Source organism: Limnohabitans sp. 103DPR2, from assembly GCF_001412575.1.
GTDB lineage: Bacteria > Pseudomonadota > Gammaproteobacteria > Burkholderiales > Burkholderiaceae_C > Limnohabitans_A.
This window is the reverse complement of the sequence record NZ_CP011834.1, coordinates 1734134-1751030: the sequence shown is the minus strand read 5'-3', so window position 1 is coordinate 1751030 and position 16897 is coordinate 1734134. Positions and strand designations below refer to the sequence as shown.

At 52.5% G+C, this 16897-nt stretch carries 16 protein-coding genes; 7 read left to right on the top strand and 9 right to left on the bottom strand.

Translation table 11 applies throughout. The features are described 5' to 3' along the window. Positions 1-5: 5 nt before the first annotated feature. Genes L103DPR2_RS08565 through tolB form a run of 4 tightly spaced genes read right to left on the bottom strand, consistent with a single transcriptional unit; the run spans position 6 to position 3728 of the window. Entirely contained in the window at positions 6-1109 is a 1104-nt protein-coding gene (locus L103DPR2_RS08565) for a YeeE/YedE family protein (protein WP_055360707.1), read from the bottom strand. A gap of 3 nt (positions 1110-1112) precedes the next feature. Next, complete coding sequence (ybgF, locus tag L103DPR2_RS08560; RefSeq protein WP_055360706.1) at positions 1113-1886, bottom strand: tol-pal system protein YbgF; 774 nt, start codon at positions 1884-1886, stop codon at positions 1113-1115. 15 nt (positions 1887-1901) lie between these two features. Further along, positions 1902-2405 carry a peptidoglycan-associated lipoprotein Pal gene (pal, locus tag L103DPR2_RS08555; RefSeq protein ID WP_055360705.1) on the bottom strand — a complete coding sequence of 168 codons (504 nt, stop codon included), beginning with the start codon at positions 2403-2405 and terminating at the stop codon, positions 1902-1904. A gap of 21 nt (positions 2406-2426) precedes the next feature. Next, positions 2427-3728, bottom strand: a complete 1302-nt coding sequence (gene tolB / locus L103DPR2_RS08550; RefSeq protein WP_055360704.1) for a Tol-Pal system beta propeller repeat protein TolB — start codon at positions 3726-3728, stop codon at positions 2427-2429. Between the two features lie 60 nt (positions 3729-3788). Here tolB and msbA point away from each other — a divergent pair, with 60 nt between their 5' ends. Then, complete coding sequence (gene msbA / locus L103DPR2_RS08545; RefSeq protein ID WP_055360703.1) at positions 3789-5606, top strand: lipid A export permease/ATP-binding protein MsbA; 1818 nt, start codon at positions 3789-3791, stop codon at positions 5604-5606. On the opposite strand, the gene rng is transcribed toward msbA, so the two are convergent. The 5 genes from rng to gcvA form a co-directional block, all read right to left on the bottom strand. After that, positions 5603-7078 (bottom strand): ribonuclease G, encoded by a 1476-nt coding sequence (gene rng, locus L103DPR2_RS08540; protein WP_055360702.1) that lies wholly within the window; start codon positions 7076-7078, stop codon positions 5603-5605. The two genes, msbA and rng, sit on opposite strands and share 4 nt — an antisense overlap. A gap of 20 nt (positions 7079-7098) precedes the next feature. Beyond that, positions 7099-7383: a DUF4936 family protein gene (locus L103DPR2_RS08535; RefSeq protein ID WP_055360701.1), complete on the bottom strand. Its 285-nt coding sequence runs from the start codon at positions 7381-7383 to the stop codon at positions 7099-7101. A 9-nt stretch (positions 7384-7392) separates the two neighbouring features. Beyond that, complete coding sequence (locus L103DPR2_RS08530) at positions 7393-7992, bottom strand: UbiX family flavin prenyltransferase (RefSeq protein WP_055360700.1); 600 nt, start codon at positions 7990-7992, stop codon at positions 7393-7395. Between the two features lie 23 nt (positions 7993-8015). Continuing rightward, a complete protein-coding gene (locus tag L103DPR2_RS08525; RefSeq protein WP_055360699.1) occupies positions 8016-9647 on the bottom strand; it encodes a UbiD family decarboxylase in 1632 nt (543 codons plus the stop codon). 76 nt (positions 9648-9723) lie between these two features. Beyond that, positions 9724-10671, bottom strand: a complete 948-nt coding sequence (gcvA, locus tag L103DPR2_RS08520; RefSeq protein ID WP_082466769.1) for a transcriptional regulator GcvA — start codon at positions 10669-10671, stop codon at positions 9724-9726. Between the two features lie 166 nt (positions 10672-10837). On the opposite strand from gcvA, the gene L103DPR2_RS08515 reads away from it, so the two are divergent. Genes L103DPR2_RS08515 through L103DPR2_RS08490 form a run of 6 tightly spaced genes read left to right on the top strand, consistent with a single transcriptional unit; the run spans position 10838 to position 16885 of the window. Further along, on the top strand, positions 10838-11725 hold the full coding sequence (locus tag L103DPR2_RS08515; RefSeq protein ID WP_197274857.1) for an FAD binding domain-containing protein: 888 nt from the start codon (positions 10838-10840) through the stop codon (positions 11723-11725). A gap of 12 nt (positions 11726-11737) precedes the next feature. Further along, complete coding sequence (locus L103DPR2_RS08510) at positions 11738-12244, top strand: (2Fe-2S)-binding protein (RefSeq protein ID WP_269465063.1); 507 nt, start codon at positions 11738-11740, stop codon at positions 12242-12244. Between the two features lie 2 nt (positions 12245-12246). Beyond that, entirely contained in the window at positions 12247-14643 is a 2397-nt protein-coding gene (locus L103DPR2_RS08505; RefSeq protein WP_197274856.1) for a xanthine dehydrogenase family protein molybdopterin-binding subunit, read from the top strand. Between the two features lie 17 nt (positions 14644-14660). Beyond that, positions 14661-15488, top strand: a complete 828-nt coding sequence (locus tag L103DPR2_RS08500; protein ID WP_055360695.1) for an alpha/beta fold hydrolase — start codon at positions 14661-14663, stop codon at positions 15486-15488. Then, positions 15485-16216 carry an enoyl-CoA hydratase/isomerase family protein gene (locus L103DPR2_RS08495; RefSeq protein ID WP_055360694.1) on the top strand — a complete coding sequence of 244 codons (732 nt, stop codon included), beginning with the start codon at positions 15485-15487 and terminating at the stop codon, positions 16214-16216. The genes L103DPR2_RS08500 and L103DPR2_RS08495 overlap by 4 nt, the downstream gene beginning before the upstream one ends. 24 nt (positions 16217-16240) lie before the next feature. Next, positions 16241-16885, top strand: coding sequence for an SRPBCC family protein (locus L103DPR2_RS08490; RefSeq protein WP_082466767.1), 645 nt, complete (start codon positions 16241-16243; stop codon positions 16883-16885). Positions 16886-16897: the final 12 nt, after the last annotated feature.

The window sequence follows — 16897 nt, the reverse complement described above, 5'->3', positions numbered from 1 at the left end:
GCGCGTCACGCTTGCTGCATGTCTCGCCAGAGTGCCGCATAGGCACCCAACAACATGCCCAAGCATGCAATCAGGCTTGCCAAACTGAAGGTGGACATGCCGCTTAAGCCTTGACCGATGGAGCATCCCATCGCCAGGACCGCGCCTACCCCCATCAAGCACCCACCACCAAGGTGCCTCAATAAATCAGCTTTGTTGACAAAGGCTTCCACCCTGAATGTGCCAGACCAGCGCGCACTGAAAAATGAACCCATGCAAATGCCAAGCACACTCACCATGCCCAAAGTGAGACGCTTGGTGCCATCGCTGAAATACAAGAGTGCATCCAAGTTCATTGCGACGGGTGCCGTCAGGCTGAGGGCTTCCATTTTTCGACTGGTGGTCGCCAAAAAGAATTCATCCAAGGTATCGGGATGTTCCAAGCCATGCCCCCATACGCCTGAAATGAACCATACCGCACAAATTACCAAGCCGACAGACAAACCAGTCCCTACATTGAAAGACGTCAAAAAGCTTCGATCTTTGAAAATCCAGAAGGACAGTAAGACGCTTCCAAACACAGCAGCCATGAATACGCCCGAGGCCAATTCAACTTGAAAAATGGATGAGAACCACTGGCCTGCAAAAACACCCTGCGTGGGCGCCCAAGTCAGTGCTTCTAAATAATGAACGCGCGGATAGGCCAACATGCCTTTCATTGCCACCAAGGCTGAAAGACCCATGGTGAGCAAAACAAGCAAAGACTTTAAATTGCCTGCACCCAAGCGTACCAAAGCCTTGGCGCCGCAACCCGAGGACAACACCATTCCCCAGCCAAACAGCAGGCCACCAAAGAGTGAGGAAAACCAATAAATGACGGGCGTTGCATAAACCGACTTGAGGGGCGAGATCAGCCCCGCCAACGACATAAACCCAAAACCCAACAATGCAACCACCAAGGCCAATGCCAGCTGACGCAAGCGGTCAAAATTTTGCATGACCACCGCGTCACTCACAGCGCCCATGGTGCAAAAGTGGGTGCGGTGCATCAAAGCACCCAAGAACACCGAGACGAGGCCCGTTGCGCCCAAGACCATCCACTGCAACTGTGCAAGTTGATCTTGGGTCATGCTTTAACGCAAACGTGCCAATCGGTCTTTGGCTGTTTGAGCAGCCTCAGACGTGGGGTACTGCTTGACCAAATCTTCCATGGCTTTTTTGGCGGCTTTGATGTCTTTCAGTTCCACCAAACAATTGGAAATGGCCAGCATGGCCTCAGGTGCGCGAGCGTGTTGCGGCGCGATGCTGAGCAGTTTTCTAAAATTGACAATGGACTCTTTGTAGTCCTTGGTTGCGTACTGCGCGTTGCCTAGCCAAAACAAAGTCGATGACGCGTAACCACTGGTGGGGTACTTGCGCAGAAAGGCCAACAAACTGTTTTGTGCCGCTGCAAAGTCACCTGTTCTGAACACAGCCAAAGACGCCTCAAACTCTCTCTTTTCTGCCGGGTCAGCCTGAAACTCCAAGCCATCCAACACAACTTTGACGGGTTCAAACTTACTGAGTCGCGTGTCGACAGTCTGCAACACATCTTTTTGTTTCAACTGAATCTCAGTTAACTCACGCAGCAATTGCTCGTTGGCACCTCGGAGTGCAGACTGTTCTGCTTTCAATGCCTCAATTTGATTTTGAAGTTCAAACAATGCTCTGCGCAACACAGCAATGTCTTCAGTTTGGGACTTCAAACCTTGCTGCGTGACATCCAGCTTTTGGCGCAAATCCAAAATGGCGCGACGCGCTTCATTGTCTTCAAACAAAGCCGCGTGGGCAATGAAACTGAAGCCCGCCAGGAGACCTACCAAACCCAATTGAATGGCGCGATAGAACACCGAGTGTTTCAGGGTCATGACTTCAGCTCAAGATCAGTATTTGATTTCAACGCGGCGGTTCTTGGCAAACGCTGCCTCGTCAGAGCCGCTGGCTGCTGGTTTTTCTTTGCCAAAACTCACAGCTTCAAGTTGTGCGTCACTGACACCCAACAAGGTTAAAGCGCGGCGAACTGTTTCGGCACGCTTTTGACCCAATGCCAAGTTGTATTCACGGCCACCGCGCTCATCGGTATGACCTTCCAGTTGCACTTTGAATTGCTTGTTGGCTTGCAAATGCGCAGCATTGCGCTCCAAGACGGCACGCGCTTCAGGCTTCAATGCAAAACTGTCGTAATCAAAATAAACCACATTGACGCCAGCGGGTGCAACTCCTTGTGTGCCAGCCTTGCCGCTCACGACAGCAGCGACGCTGCTTTGTGCACCGTCAGCACTAGAGGCGTTTTTGTCTTCAACGGGTACATCGCTTAATTTGACGCCTGAAGAACAAGCTGACAACACGGCGGTGAGCGCCAAAATCCAAAGACTGCGTTTGATCATGAAAAAACTCCAAAAAGAAAATTATCGGTAAGGACCCCAGGCAGGCTCACGAATGTCACCACTTTGTCCGGACAACTTGGCTTTGATCTTGCCGTCCAGTGTGCTGGTCATGAGCGCCTCACGTCCTTGAAACACGGTGGCAAAAACAATCAACTTGCTGTTGGGTGCAAAGCTAGGGCGCTCATCTGCTGTGGTGTCAGTGATGGCGCTGGACTGGCCGGTGCTCAAGTTCATCACTTGAACTTTGAACTGCCCCCCAACGCGGCTGATGTAAGTCAACCACCGCCCATCTGGGCTAAGTGCGGGTGAGATATTGTAACTTCCACCAAATGTCACTCTTTCGACCGAGCCGCCTGTGGCTGACATTCTGTAAATCTGGGGGCTGCCACCACGGTCGGACACAAAATAGATTTTGGAGCCATCCTGGGTGTAAGTGGGTTCGGTGTCGATGCCTGCATTTTGGGTCAGCCGTTTGGCCTCGCCTGAACTCACATCAATTTGGTACAACTGTGAACCACCATCTCGGCTCAGTGTGGCCAACAGAGTGCGACTGTCTGGCGACCAAGCAGGGGCACTGTTGGAGCCCTTGAAATTGGCCATGACCTTGCGCTTGCCCGTGGCCAATTCGTGAACATAAATAACCGGCTTGCGCGACTCAAAAGAAACATAAGCCAGTTGCGTGCCCTTAGGAGACCAGGATGGCGAAATGATGGGCTCTGAGCTTGTTAAAGCCGACTGTGCGTTTTCACCGTCTGAGTCGGCAATCCAAAGGCTGTACTTTCCCGTGGTTTTGGTGATGTAGGCAATTCGAGTTGCGAAAACACCCTTCTCTCCGGTCAGTTTTTCATAGACCCAATCGGCCAGGCGGTGGGATGACAGTCTCAGATCAGCAGCAGCAACCGTTTCACGGTAATCCCCACGGTCTTGACCCGCCACCACATCCCATAATTTGGCGCGAACCTCATAACGTCCATCGGCCAATCGCGTGGCGCTTCCGGACACCAAGGCATCCGCATTTTTTTGCCGCATCTGAGGAAAATCGGGACGGCTTAATTCGTCCATTGCGACCCCAGTCATGGGGATGGCTCTGAATTGGCCGCTTCTCTCCAAATCGGCCAAAACGATGGCAGAGGTTTTCTGCGGTGCCGCATCTTCACCTTTGAATGTGGCAATGGCAATGGGTACTTGTGTCATCCCAACGCCTGACACTTCAACTTTGAACTGCGCCAATGCCGCCGTTGAAAAACACAACAAGGCCAGGCTCAAAATGCCCAACTGCCGCTTGGAATGAGAAAAATGGGTCAAAAGTGAGGTCTTCTTCATACGTAAAGTCTGCCAAAACACCGCTAATTTAGCATTGTGACACGCAGTAAAATCAAAATAATGACACAAGCTGCCACAGAGACCGCATCCAAGGAAATTTCATTCCTCAAAAGGATGCTTCGCCTATGGCCCTTTTTTGGCCAACAACGAGCCGTTTGGTTCTTGGCCATCACTGCCACCGTCGTGGCAGCCTGCACTGAGCCCCTGATCCCCGCCCTTTTCAAACCCCTACTGGACGAGGGATTTTCAGAAAAATCGCTGCCACTCTGGTGGGTGCCCATTGCCGTGATTGGCATCTTTCTCATTCGCGGGCTGGCTTTTTTTGTGTCGCAATATGCCTTGGCCCGAATCGCCAACGATGGCATGCAAGCATTGCGTGAAGCCTTGTTTCAGCGACTGATTCAAGCCGAAATGTCTATTTTCGGCAAACAATCTGCCAGCACGCTCTCCAACACCCTGGTCTACGAGGTGCAAAACGGCGCTACGCAATTGATTTCTGCACTGCTGGGTTTGTCGCGCGACGGCTTTACCTTGCTTGCCTTGATTGCTTATTTGATGTTCCTTAATTGGAAGCTGACCTTTGTTGTGTTTGTGGTGGTCCCCGGCTCAGCCTGGATCATGAAGAAGCTGTCCAAGCGACTCTACGGACTCACGCGTGACAGTCAGGCCGCTACCGATGAGTTGGCCTACGTGGTGGAAGAAAACGTCTTGGCGCACCGCATCATTCGACTTCATGGCGCTCAAAATTCACAAACATCCAGGTTTCAAATTCTCAGCCAACGCCTCAGAAGCTTGGCACTGAAATCCACCATTGCGTCAGCCGCCATGTCGCCTTTGACGCAATTGATGGCTGCTGTGGCCCTGTCTTCCGTGCTGGTGATTGCACTGATTCAAAGTCGCAGTGGCCTTCAAGGCGCCACAGTTGGCGGTTTTGTGGCCTTCATCACGGCCATGCTGATGCTGGTGTCTCCCATCAAACGACTTGCCGACATTGCCACACCCATCACAAGAGGTTTGGCTGCCCTTGAACGAGGCTTGCAACTTCTAGAAGAAGTGGCAGTTGAAAGCGAATCCGCCGACGAGACCAACGCGGGGCAGGCTTCAACGCAAAAGGCTTTCAATGCCGCGTCGCAGCCCATTGAATTTGAAAACGTCACCGTACAGTATCCCGGTGACGCACCTGCTGCGCTTCTCAATTTCAACTTGAAAATAAATGCCGGTGAAACCATTGCATTTGTCGGCCCATCGGGATCTGGCAAAACCACCTTGGTGAATTTGCTGCCCAAGTTTGTGCTGCCATCCCAAGGGCAAATCAAGCTCAGTGGCGTCGACATCGCAAGCTGGCCATTGACGGCATTGCGATCCCAATTTGCCATGGTGAGCCAAGATGTGGTGATGCTCAATGACACGGTGGGTGCCAACATTGCACTGGGCCAAGAGATCGACAAGCAACGGGTCATGGCATGCTTGAAAGCGGCCAATCTGTCCGAACACATTGAGCGACTTCCATCCGGAATCGACACGGTGCTAGGCCACAATGCCACGCAGCTTTCGGGCGGTCAAAGACAACGTTTGGCCATTGCACGGGCGCTTTACAAAGACGCCCCCATTTTGATTTTGGATGAGGCCACCTCTGCACTCGACAATGAATCAGAACGACTGGTGCAAGAAGCCTTGCACAACCTGATGAAGGGTCGTACGACCTTGATCATTGCGCACCGCTTGTCGACCATTGAGCATGCCGATCGCGTGGTGGTCATGGCCCAAGGTGAAATTGTTGAACAAGGGCGACATGCCGACTTGATTAATTCAGGCGGTGCTTATTCAAGACTGCAACGCAAAGGCGACATGGGGTCATCGCCAAATGAGACACATTAGAGCAAGACAATATCGTATTGCTCTTGTCCCATGACCGACTCACTTTGCAATGAAATCGGTTTTGCAATGAAGTCAGAAAGCGCAGCCAAATGTTGGCTTTCTTCGTCCAGCAACATTTCCACCACCGATGGCGAAGCCACCACCCTGAACTCGCGTGGATTGAACTGTCTGGCTTCACGCAAAATTTCACGCAGGATGTCATAGACAACGGTTCGCGTTGTTTTAACACTGCCCTTGCCTTCACAACTGGGGCAAGGCTCGCACAGCATGTGCGATAAAGATTCACGTGTGCGTTTGCGCGTCATTTCCAGCAAACCCAACTGTGAAAAACCACCTGCCATCGTTTTAACGCGGTCTCTGGCCAATTGCTTTTTGAACTCATCTAACACTGCGCTCTGATGTTCTTCGCGGGCCATGTCGATGAAGTCAACAATGATGATGCCACCTAAATTTCGAAGACGCAATTGGCGAGCAATGGCATGCGCAGCTTCTAAATTGGTTTTGAAAATGGTGTCGTCAAAATTGCGCGCGCCCACATAAGCACCCGTGTTGACGTCCACCGTGGTCAATGCCTCGGTTTGGTCAATGATCAAATAACCACCCGATTTCAAATCCACCCTTCGACCCAAAGCTTTGGCGACTTCTTCGTCAATGGCGTACAAGTCAAAGATGGGGCGCTCACCCTTGTACAGTTGAAGGCGCGCAGCAGCAGCAGGCATGAATTCTTTGGCAAATGTCAGCAAGCCATCAAACTGCTCTTTGGAATCAATGCGAATGGTTTGCGTTGACTCAGACACCAAATCACGCAACACCCGTTGCAGCAAAGTTAAATCTTGATGCAACAAAGACTGAACAGGAAGCCGCGTCGAAGCATCTTTGATGCGGGCCCACGTTTTTCGCAGATAAGCAATGTCATCGGCAAGCTCTGCGTCACTGGAGTCCTCAGCATTGGTTCTGAGGATAAAGCCACCGCCTTGATTGCCGACCAAGTTTTGCAAACGCTGACGAAGCGCATCCCGTTGTTCAGTAGGGATTTTTTGTGAGACCCCAATGTGATCATCTTGCGGCAAGAAAACCAAATGTCGCCCGGCAATACTGATTTGGGTGGAGAGCCGTGCGCCTTTTGTGCCAATGGGATCCTTGACCACTTGAACCATCAAGGCCTGCCCCTCAAACACTTGTTTTTCAATGGGCACCAAAGGCTGCGAACTTCTGGCAACTTGAGGGGGCTCGCCCTCGGGTTGCCTTTGCCAGACATCGGCCACATGAAGGAAGGCCGCACGCTCAAGGCCAATGTCGATGAAAGCCGACTGCATGCCCGGCAAGACCCTTGCCACTTTGCCTAGGTAAATATTGCCCACCAAGCCACGCTCGAGGGACCGCTCGACATGCAGTTCTTGAACAGCGCCTAATTCGACCACGGCAACGCGTGTTTCCTGCGGGGACCAATTGATCAAAATGTCTTGTTGCATGCTGCTTTTCTAACAGATTTTTATCGCAATGGGATAAAAAACTCAGCCATTCTTTTTGGCGGTAAGCCATGCGCAATGGCCAAAGCTGCAATGCTGTCCATGATTTCTTGCGTGACGCCTTTTTCGTGGCTGTAAATTTCCATCCAAGTTTCAATGCCCTCTGGCGTGGCTTCTGGTCTTTGCATCAACGATGTACTGAGGCCAGACCACTTTTGCCTCAGTTCATTTTGGAAAGCTTCAACTTGGGGTCGCCACTTATCGTGTTCTGTGACTGGCAATTTGTAATACACGAACAAGGTTTGCATGGTGACTCTTTATTTGTTTTGGCCCATGCCAGCCCAGCGGCTGACCAGCGCGGTTTCGATGTCAAACAAATCCAAGCAACGGCCCACGGTGTGATTGACCATGTCGTCAATGGAGTTGGGGCGTGCGTACAGCGCTGGCACAGGCGGCATCAAGATAGCCCCGTTTTCAGAGGCTTGAAGCATGGTGCGAATGTGACCTGTATGAAGCGGTGTTTCGCGAACCAACAAGACCAAGCGACGACGCTCCTTGAGAACCACATCCGCGGCACGAGACAACAAACCACCCGTCATGCCATACGCAATTTCTGACAAAGACTTGATGGAGCAAGGTGCGACCACCATGCCCATGGTTTTGAAGGAACCCGACGAGATGGTGGCACCAATGTTTTTGGCGCTGTGGACTTCTGTGGCCAAGGCTTCAACCTCTTTCACACTCATGTCCAACTCGGTGGCCAAGGTCATGCGAGCCGAGTCACTCATCACCAGGTGCGTCTCAACGTCAGAATGCTGCAGAACCTGCAGCAAGCGAACACCATAAACAATGCCAGAAGCACCACTGATGCCGACGATCAATCGTCTTTTTGTTGAGGAGTTTGTGGTCTGTGTCATGGTGTTTCAGGGTTCTGTGACATTCAAACTTCGTCAGGTCTGAATTTGGACTCAGCTTTGACATCGTTGCGCTGATGTTTCAAGCTGATCTTGCCATTCTCTAAATAACGGCCTGTGGCTGCCCGTTCTGCGGCTTCGTCCCACTGGGGCAACCAATCGCCCAAAGAGTAACCAAACCATGGCGCTTGCGGGCGTAATTTGGGCAAGCCCAATTCTTCCCAAATGGCTTTGGATCGCTCCATGTAGGGCTGAGTCGGCAAAGCCAAAGGCGGCATGTCGCCTTTCATGGTGGCGTCCATCAGCAAAGTCGAATCTTCTTCGCCATCGTTTTCGCGCTTAGGGCCATGACCTTGTCCACGGTGGTCCAAAGTACGAACGTCAGCAACGGGGTTCATTCGGTAAGCCATGGCCCAAAGCAAAGCATCCGCGTTGTCTGGATCGATGTCTTCATTGACCGCAATCACAATCTTGCCGCAGTCGCCTTTGAAAAAAGCAGCGCCATACAAGGCGCGCCAAATTTCTGTTTTGGGGGTGGTCTTCTCAAAGGTCACGATGGTGACGCGCAGCAAACCCGTGAGGGGTTCATGCAAAGACACCTTCTTCACGCCGCGAATGCCCAAAGAACTTCGCAAATGTGCCAAGAACAAAGGCTCGTAGGCCACGCGCTTGATCACGCTGGATTCGCTTGGCGCCACTTGGCTGATGTAAGAAGGAATGACTGGCTTGAATCGATGTGTGATGGCCGTGATTTTCATGGGAAGGTTGTACTCTTCCAACGCAACGTGGCCATGTGATTCACCAAAGGGTGCCTCAGGCTCGAGCATGTCCAAGTCGATCTGGCCTTCGATCACAATTTCAGCTTGAGCGGGAACACGCAAATCAACGGTGCGGCCCTTGGTGATTTGAATGGGGACGCCAGCCAAGCCGCCAGCCACATCAAATTCATCCATGCCAATTGGCAATTTTTGCGGCCCCATAAAAGCCACATAAGGCGGACATCCCAAGACCACTGCACAAGGCATGGTTTTGTGACCCGCTTTTTTCCAAGCTTGGTAATGCAAATAACCCCCTGCACCCCCAACACGAGTGGCCATGCGAACCACCATGCGGTCGGGCGCCTTCAAGGCGCAACGGTAGGTGCCCATGTTTTGAACACCTGTTTCGGGATCGACCGTGATCACATTGGTCGCCGTCAAAGTGGGCGCACTGTCGAAACCAGGGGTTGAGATAGGAATGGGCAACATGTCAAGGCCATGTCCCTCACCTTGCAGATCATCGCCTTCATGGATCACTTCCTGACACTCGGCTTTGTCCACCATTTGCGGTGGAATGGGATTGGCGATGGCCTTGTCCCAACGCGCTTGAATGTCTTCGACTGAAGACCCCATGCCCACACTGTAAATTTCGCGGTTGGCAGCCAAGGCACCGACCACCACGGGAATGTCGTAACGGCGACCCTGCGCGTTGACGATGTTGGTAAAGAGAAAAGCTTTGCGTTCCGCTTCATCCATGCCACCCACAAATTGCCAACGAACCAGGGGGTGTAATTCTGAGTCTTTGTCGATGGGACGATCAATGACTTGCAACAAGCCTCGTTGTTTCAGGCTTTCCAAATGATCGTGGAGGTCGGGGTAACCGGTTTGTGTTTGACTCATGACTGCAAATTCAAAATGAAGCTTAAATGATGCACGCAATGTTTTTGAAATGCATCAGACCAAACCCGAGAAATACTCACACAGCTGAATGGCCAGCGATGGTCCATCCCATGGTCTCTGCCAATTGATCAATTGACTGTTCAGTGTCTTGACCCTCTTTCAGCAACCATTCGCAGAAGCCTTCAATGACAGGGCTTTCTTGTGAGCTGAGGGGCGCATTGGCGTAATAGCGACGCTGTCGAGCACCTAACAAACCAAAGGGCGCACAAAGTCGACCTGCAATGATGTCGTCAGCCACCAAAAAGAGCGGCACCAACACCACGCCCAAACCTTCTGCAGCGGCCTGCAATGCAAAGTACATCTGCTCAAACTGCAAAGTATGTGAAACGCGCAAATCGGCCTGTCCCGCCATCGGCAACCATTCGGCCCAAGCCATGGGTTCGGTGTCGTAACTGATCAGGGTGTGATCTTTCAAACTTTGCGGGTCTGACAACCTGTCTTGTTCCATGAGGTCTGGGTGACAAATCGGCACAATGGTTTCCGTCATGAAGGGCACCGACAGCATGCCAGGCAAAGGCTGATGAGAGCCCCGAATGGCAACGTCGTAAACACGGTCCTCAAAATTAACGGGTGCAGTTGATGTGGTGAGCTTCACTTCCACCCCACCCCTGCGCCTTTGGAACGCAGAAATACGGGGAATGAGCCAACGCATGGTGAAAGTGGGCGGTGCACTGATGCGCAAAGCAGTTGGCTCGGTTTGCTCCAGCAATTGCATGGACGTGACGGCAATTCGGTCCAATGCAGGCGTGACCGCCGCCAAAAAGGTGCGCCCTGCATCGGTCAGGCTGAGCTGAGACTGCGCACGATTGAACAACGTGGTGCCCAACCAGGTTTCCAGTGTGGCCACTTGTTTACTGACCGCACCGTGTGTGACAAAAAGTTCTTTGGCGGCTTTCGTGAAGCTGACATGGCGTGCGGCCGCCTCAAAAGCCCGCACCGCATTCAAAGGAGGAAGTTTTCTCATACCGCTATCTTACATAAGCTTTAGATTTCTTGCTTGGATGTGAGTTTTCCTCGAAGTCGGTGAAATAAACTGATTTGCATCGCCCTTTTAATGGGCTGAAACTGTCAAGACATTCAAAGGAGTCCTGCGTGAGAAAAAGCAAGTTGTCGAAAAGGAGTGCATGCGCATGAAAGCCGCACCCTTTGACTACGTGAGAGCTGACTCACTGTCTCACGCCTTAGAGACATTGAACCAGTTCGGCGGAGACGCCAAGTTGATAGCGGGCGGCCAAAGCTTGGTGCCCATGATGGCCATGCGACTGGCCAGGCCCACCTGCCTAATTGACATCAACCGCTTAGACAGCCTGAAAGACATCCAATTGCAAGCGCACGAAGTGAAACTGGGCGCAGGCGTGAGGCAACGTGATTTGGAGTTTCACCCCCAACTGAACTCCCACTTGCCATTGATCGCAAAAGGCATTCAATGGGTGGGTCATGAGCAAACTCGCAACCGCGGCACCGTGGGTGGCAGTTTGGTCCATGCCGATCCTTCCGCAGAACTGGCATTGGCCGCTTTGGTATTGGATGTGCGATTGCAACTCGAATCGCAAACGGACGGCGTGCGAACACTTCAGGCAGCTGATTTCTTTTTAGGCCCCATGTTCACCGCAGTAGGAGAAACAGAAGCATTGACCGACATCACTTGGCCCGTGTGGCAAGGAGGTCGCATCGGCACAGCCTTTGAAGAAACGGCCATCCGAAAAGGTGATTTTGCAATGGCCTCCGCGGCTTGCCAAATTCAAACCACAGCTGATGGCGCCATCTCAAAAATCAGTTTTGGGCTGGGTGGTGTCGATGGTACGCCTTTGGTTTACCCAGAATTGGCCGCCTCGCTGATGGGTCAAAACATGACCCCAGAACTTGCGCAGCACATTGCACATGCAGCTGCACAGCAAAGCCAGCCCGGTAGCGACATGCACGCATCGGCTGAATACAGAAAACATTTGGCGCAAGCCCTGTTGACACGCGCCCTGCTGAGCGCCTACCAGGAATCAGTGAATGCGCAAGTCGCTTAAAGATCGATGACCATGAGCACCCCTACAAGTAACAACACACGCATCGACAAGAAGCCGATTCAAATTCAAGTGAACGGCGTGATGCAACAACGACACGTTGAACCTCGAACCAGCTTGGTCGATTTCCTGCGCGATGAACTGGGCCTCACTGGCACGCATGTGGGTTGTGAGCATGGCGTTTGTGGCGCATGCACCGTAATGCTCAATGACGAACCCGTTCGCTCTTGCTGCATGTTTGCAGTTCAAGCCGATGACATGCGTGTCACAACCGTTGAAGGCTTGGCACCTGAGCGTGGCGTCATGACCAAAATTCAAGATGCCTTTTGCGAGAAACATGCCCTGCAATGCGGCTACTGCACCCCTGGCATGCTGATGGCTTGCCACGCGTTGGTTGCCCACACTCCGCACCCAACTGAAGATCAAGTGCGCGATGCCATCAGCAGCAACATCTGCCGCTGCACTGGTTACCAACAGATCGTGGATGCCGTGATGTACGCCACGCAAGTTGAGAAGAAATGACCATGAACAAAGCACCTTTTCGATTCATTGGCAAACACCGCAGAGCGGTAGAGCACAAACGCTTTGTCGTGGGCAAAGGCCGGTATGCTGCCGACATTCAATTGCCCGGCATGTTGCACATTGCTTTGGTGGCTTCCCCCTATGCAAGCGCCAAAATCAAAAACATCGATGCATCTGAAACCTTGGCCATGCCTGGCGTTCATGCCGTATTAACAGGGGAAGAGTTATGCCGTCACATCGACGCCATGCTCCCTGGCGTCGATGCCCCTCAAGTGACACGTTACCCCTTGGCATTCGACGTGACGCGTTACGCGGGTGAATGGGTTGCGGCTGTTGTGGCCGACAGCAGAGCTTTGGCAGAAGATGCCGCCGAGTTGGTCAATGTCGATTACGAACAATTGCCATGTGTTGTGGATCCGCAAGAAGCCTTGAAACCCAACGCAACTTTGGTGCACCCTGCACATGGAACCAACGTCATTTTTCACAGAAAATTTGTCTGGGGCCCCGTTGAAGAAGATTTCGCCAAATGCGACCATCAACTGAGCTACCAAGTCAGCTGGGCGCGCAATGCCACCGTGCCCATTGAAACCTTTGCTGTTGCCTGCCAATGGAATGATTCAACAGGCATTCTGGATGTATGGGCGTCCATTCAAATGCCGAAGTTTCCTGACCAAGTGGCCAAGGCATTGCGCTTACCAGGCAATGCCGTTCGCGTGCACTTTGATGTGGATGTCGGTGGCAGTTATGGCGTGAAACGCGGCTTGAAGCATTCCGTTTTGGTTGGCTATTTGGCCAAAAAATTAGGACGCCCAGTCAGACTGGTTGAAGACCGATTAGAAAACATGCGCGGTGGCGATATGCAGGGCCCTGATCGCGTGTTCGATGTCACGCTGGGTTTTCAAAAGAACGGCGAAATCAAATCCATGAAGATGCGCGCAGTCGATGACATTGGCGCTTATTCTGGCAGGTCCCCCCTTCAATTGGGCAAACCCGTTGGCGCCATTGTGGGCCCTTATCGAATCCTGAGCGTGGAATATGACGCCATGGCTGTGATGACCCACAAAACGCCACAAGAGGCGGTGCGTGGGTTTGGACAAGCACCGACCAATTACGCCCTAGAAACGGGCATCGACAAAGTAGCGCGTTTCCTCAACATGGACCGCATTGCTTTGCGCCGTGTTAATTTGATTGGCAAGGATGAGTTTCCTTACCTCATTCCTAGTGGCACCCACTACGACTCGGGTGACTACGACACGGTCATGACCAAAGCTTTGAACACAGCGGCTTTCGAAGACTTGCTGAAAGAGCGTGATCACTTGCGCTCACAAGGCCAATTGGCAGGCATTGGCATTTCCACATGCTTGGAGCCTTCTGGCGGCAACTCCTCTTTCGAGCCTTTGTTCAATCCTAAAAACCAAACCACCACTTGGATGGACTCGTGTTTGGTGCGTGTCGATTTGTCGGGTGCCATCACGGCGTTGATGGGCACATCTACTTCGGGTCAAGCCCACGAAACCATGGTGTCAACTGTGGTGGGCGAAGTCTTGCAAAAAGAGCCCGATGGCATTCGCGTGTTGCATGCTGACTCGCTCAACGCCCTGCCCTCCAACAGTCCAGTAGGCAGTCGCATGGCCATCATGTTGGGTGGTGCGGCCGCTGGCGCTGCCAAAAAAATCAAACAAAAACTTTTGACAATTGCCGCACACAACTTGGGTGTTACGGCTGAAGACTTGGTCTATGAAGACGGTCATGTGCAAGCCACAAACAACCCATCTCAAAAAATGTCATGGGATGCCTTGGTCGAAATTGCACACCGTCACTTTCACAAGCTCCCCGAAGGCATGGAACCAGGACTGCAAGAAAAGTTTGTATGGGAAGTTCCCACTGGCGGCATGCTGCCGACTGAAGATGGTCGCGTACAAATGTACCCTTGCCATTCATTTGAATCGCATGTGGTGTTGGCCAGCATCGATCCAGAAACTTTCAAAGTTAGCATTCGCAAATATGTGTGCGGTCACGATTGCGGCGTGATGATCAGTCCCGACGTGGTGCATGGCATGACCTATGGCGGCATTGCCCATGGCTTGGGTGCGGCGCTGATGGAAAAGTTTGCATTTTCCCCCGAAGGCCAGTTGTTGTCGGGGACCTTCATGGACTACCTGTTGCCATCCTCTGCAGAGGTGCCCGCCATCACCATCGTGGACCACTGCACCCCCTCACCGCTCACCGAGTTTGGCCAAAAAGGCTCTGGTGAAGCCGGCTATTTGGGAAGTCCAGCCGCCATTGCGAGCGCCGTGAACGACGCCCTGTCGACACAAGGCGCCAAGATCGACCACTTGCCCATGACACCGCAAGCCATTTGGACCGCGCTGAATGTTGCGCGATCTGCACAAGCTTAAAAGGACAGTTGATTGAAATGACACATCAAAGTCAAACACAATTTATTTCGGGACCTGCAGGAAAAATTGCAGTTCACACGCAAGGTCCTGAAACAGGTCCAGCGGTCATCCTGACACATTCCATCCTGTCGTCCAGCATGATGTGGCTTGAGCAAGCCTATTTGCTCTCGTCAACGGGCTGGCGAGTCATCGCCATCGACACACGAGGCCATGGCCAATCCGAATGCCAGTCAGTGATGTGCACCATGGATGACTTGGTGGCCGATACGCTGGCCGTGATGGATGCGATGAATATTTCCAAGGCCCACTACATGGGCTTGTCGCTGGGCGGCATGAGCGGTGTGGGTCTGGGCATTCAACATGCCGATCGCTTGCTGAGCATGGTGCTCTGTGATTGCAGAGCCGACATGCCCTCCCCGATGGGCGATGTTTGGAATGATCGAATCACGAGCGCCATCACAGAAGGTTGCCAGTCATTGGCCGTCGCCACCACAGAACGATGGTTTGGTGTGCCCTTCATTGAAGCCAATGAAGTGGTTGGAAAAGCCTTCCGTCAAACCATTGCAAGCACCACAGCCTCAGGCTTTGTCAGCTGCGCCCGTGCCATTCAAGGTCTCGACTATTTAGATCAAGTGTCACACATCAAGGTGCCCACCACCTTGATTGTGGGCGCCAAGGACGGTCCTTTGCCGCAGGCCATGCAAGACATGCAACAGCGAATTGCGGGTTCTAAGCTCGAAGTCATACCGGATGCAGGCCATCTTCCCAACATCGATCAGTCCGTTTTATTCAACGCCGCAATGATGCGTCACTTTTTTCAAAACCCAGCATGGAGTCAAGCATGAGCGATCAAATCCAAATTCAACAAGATGGCCGCATTTTGCGCATCACTTTTAACCGCCCAGATGGCAACGGTGTGTCCGACAGCATGGCCGCGGCCTTGTCGGATGCCGTCATGAAGGCACATGAAACATCCGATTGCGTGGTCCTTCGCAGCGTAGGTCCTGACTTTTGTACCGGACGAGTTCGTGACGCAGACTTCCCACCTTCACCAGAAGCTTACTCACGTCGCCCCGAATACGATTCGATTTTCAACAGCTACAAAGCATTGCGCAGTTGTTTGGTGCCAGTGATTGGCGTCATTGAAGGCAAGTGCATGGGCTTTGGAACCGCCATTGCAGCTTTGTGCGATGTTTCATTTGCCAGCGACAAGGCCACCTTCAACATCCCCGAAATTGCGCACAACGTGATGCCCACCATGGTGATGTCCGCCATCTACGACCGCATGAATCGCAACGCCATTTTGTACATGGCCTATTCAGCTGACTTCATCAGCGCGGCGCAAGCTCAGTCTTACGGCATCATCAGCAATGTGGTGCCCGAAGCGCAATTGGATGCAGAATTGAATCGATTCTGCGACTTATTGCTCAGCCGTCCTCGCCCTGCCATTTTGGGCTTGAAGGAGTATTTGCGTGTGGCACCCCGCATGGACGAACAAGGTGCCATTGACTATGCGCGCAGCTTGCATTCCATGGTCAACACTTCCGCGGCCATGAAGAAAAAAGCCCACTGATTTTTTTGACACAGAAAGCACGCCATGGAAATACTGGGCCAACAACTGATTGCAGCGCCACGCCAAAGGGTGTGGGATGCATTGAACGATCCCGTCATTTTGAAGGCCAGCTTGCCGGGCTGTGAGTCCGTCGAGCGCGTCACACCAGACGAGTTTCGTGTGGTCATCAAAACGGCCATTGGCCCATTGAAGGCGCGCTTTCAAGGTTCTTTGAAAATAGCCGAAGCCTCGCCGCCAGAATCTTGTGTCATGCAATTTGAAGGCCAAGGTGGTGCAGTTGGATTTGGCAAAGGCACATCTACCGTCACGCTCAAGGAAGTCCCTGAAGGGACTGAATTGTCGTATGAAGCAAAAGCACAAATTGGCGGTAAGTTGGCACAAGTGGGCTCACGCCTGATTGACAGTGTTGCCAAAAAAATGGCCGATGACTTTTTCAAGGCATTTCAAAACGAGTTGTCACCCCAAGACAACAAGACCTCTGCAACTGAAGCACCTGCAAGTGCTTCAGCAGCGCCAACGGTTGCCAATCCTTCGAAACAGCCTGTCACCACGACCTCCCTCCAACAAGGGACGTCTGCAGAAAACCCAAAGGTACCGGCTTGGTGGCTTTTTCCTGCCGCCTTGTTTGGCGCCGCGCTCATGCTGGCCGGCTCTCGCTGGATGCATTGACTTGTTTCACTG

What these genes read in the sequence shown, in the direction of transcription:
- L103DPR2_RS08565 (WP_055360707.1), bottom strand. Translation starts at nt 1,109, where the DNA reads ATGACCCAAGATCAACTTGCACAGTTGCAGTGGATGGTCTTGGGCGCA.
- ybgF (WP_055360706.1), bottom strand. Translation starts at nt 1,886, where the DNA reads ATGACCCTGAAACACTCGGTGTTCTATCGCGCCATTCAATTGGGTTTG.
- pal (WP_055360705.1), bottom strand. Translation starts at nt 2,405, where the DNA reads ATGATCAAACGCAGTCTTTGGATTTTGGCGCTCACCGCCGTGTTGTCA.
- tolB (WP_055360704.1), bottom strand. Translation starts at nt 3,728, where the DNA reads ATGAAGAAGACCTCACTTTTGACCCATTTTTCTCATTCCAAGCGGCAG.
- msbA (WP_055360703.1), top strand. Translation starts at nt 3,789, where the DNA reads ATGACACAAGCTGCCACAGAGACCGCATCCAAGGAAATTTCATTCCTC.
- rng (WP_055360702.1), bottom strand. Translation starts at nt 7,078, where the DNA reads ATGCAACAAGACATTTTGATCAATTGGTCCCCGCAGGAAACACGCGTT.
- L103DPR2_RS08535 (WP_055360701.1), bottom strand. Translation starts at nt 7,383, where the DNA reads ATGCAAACCTTGTTCGTGTATTACAAATTGCCAGTCACAGAACACGAT.
- L103DPR2_RS08530 (WP_055360700.1), bottom strand. Translation starts at nt 7,992, where the DNA reads ATGACACAGACCACAAACTCCTCAACAAAAAGACGATTGATCGTCGGC.
- L103DPR2_RS08525 (WP_055360699.1), bottom strand. Translation starts at nt 9,647, where the DNA reads ATGAGTCAAACACAAACCGGTTACCCCGACCTCCACGATCATTTGGAA.
- gcvA (WP_082466769.1), bottom strand. Translation starts at nt 10,671, where the DNA reads ATGAGAAAACTTCCTCCTTTGAATGCGGTGCGGGCTTTTGAGGCGGCC.
- L103DPR2_RS08515 (WP_197274857.1), top strand. Translation starts at nt 10,838, where the DNA reads ATGAAAGCCGCACCCTTTGACTACGTGAGAGCTGACTCACTGTCTCAC.
- L103DPR2_RS08510 (WP_269465063.1), top strand. Translation starts at nt 11,738, where the DNA reads ATGAGCACCCCTACAAGTAACAACACACGCATCGACAAGAAGCCGATT.
- L103DPR2_RS08505 (WP_197274856.1), top strand. Translation starts at nt 12,247, where the DNA reads ATGAACAAAGCACCTTTTCGATTCATTGGCAAACACCGCAGAGCGGTA.
- L103DPR2_RS08500 (WP_055360695.1), top strand. Translation starts at nt 14,661, where the DNA reads ATGACACATCAAAGTCAAACACAATTTATTTCGGGACCTGCAGGAAAA.
- L103DPR2_RS08495 (WP_055360694.1), top strand. Translation starts at nt 15,485, where the DNA reads ATGAGCGATCAAATCCAAATTCAACAAGATGGCCGCATTTTGCGCATC.
- L103DPR2_RS08490 (WP_082466767.1), top strand. Translation starts at nt 16,241, where the DNA reads ATGGAAATACTGGGCCAACAACTGATTGCAGCGCCACGCCAAAGGGTG.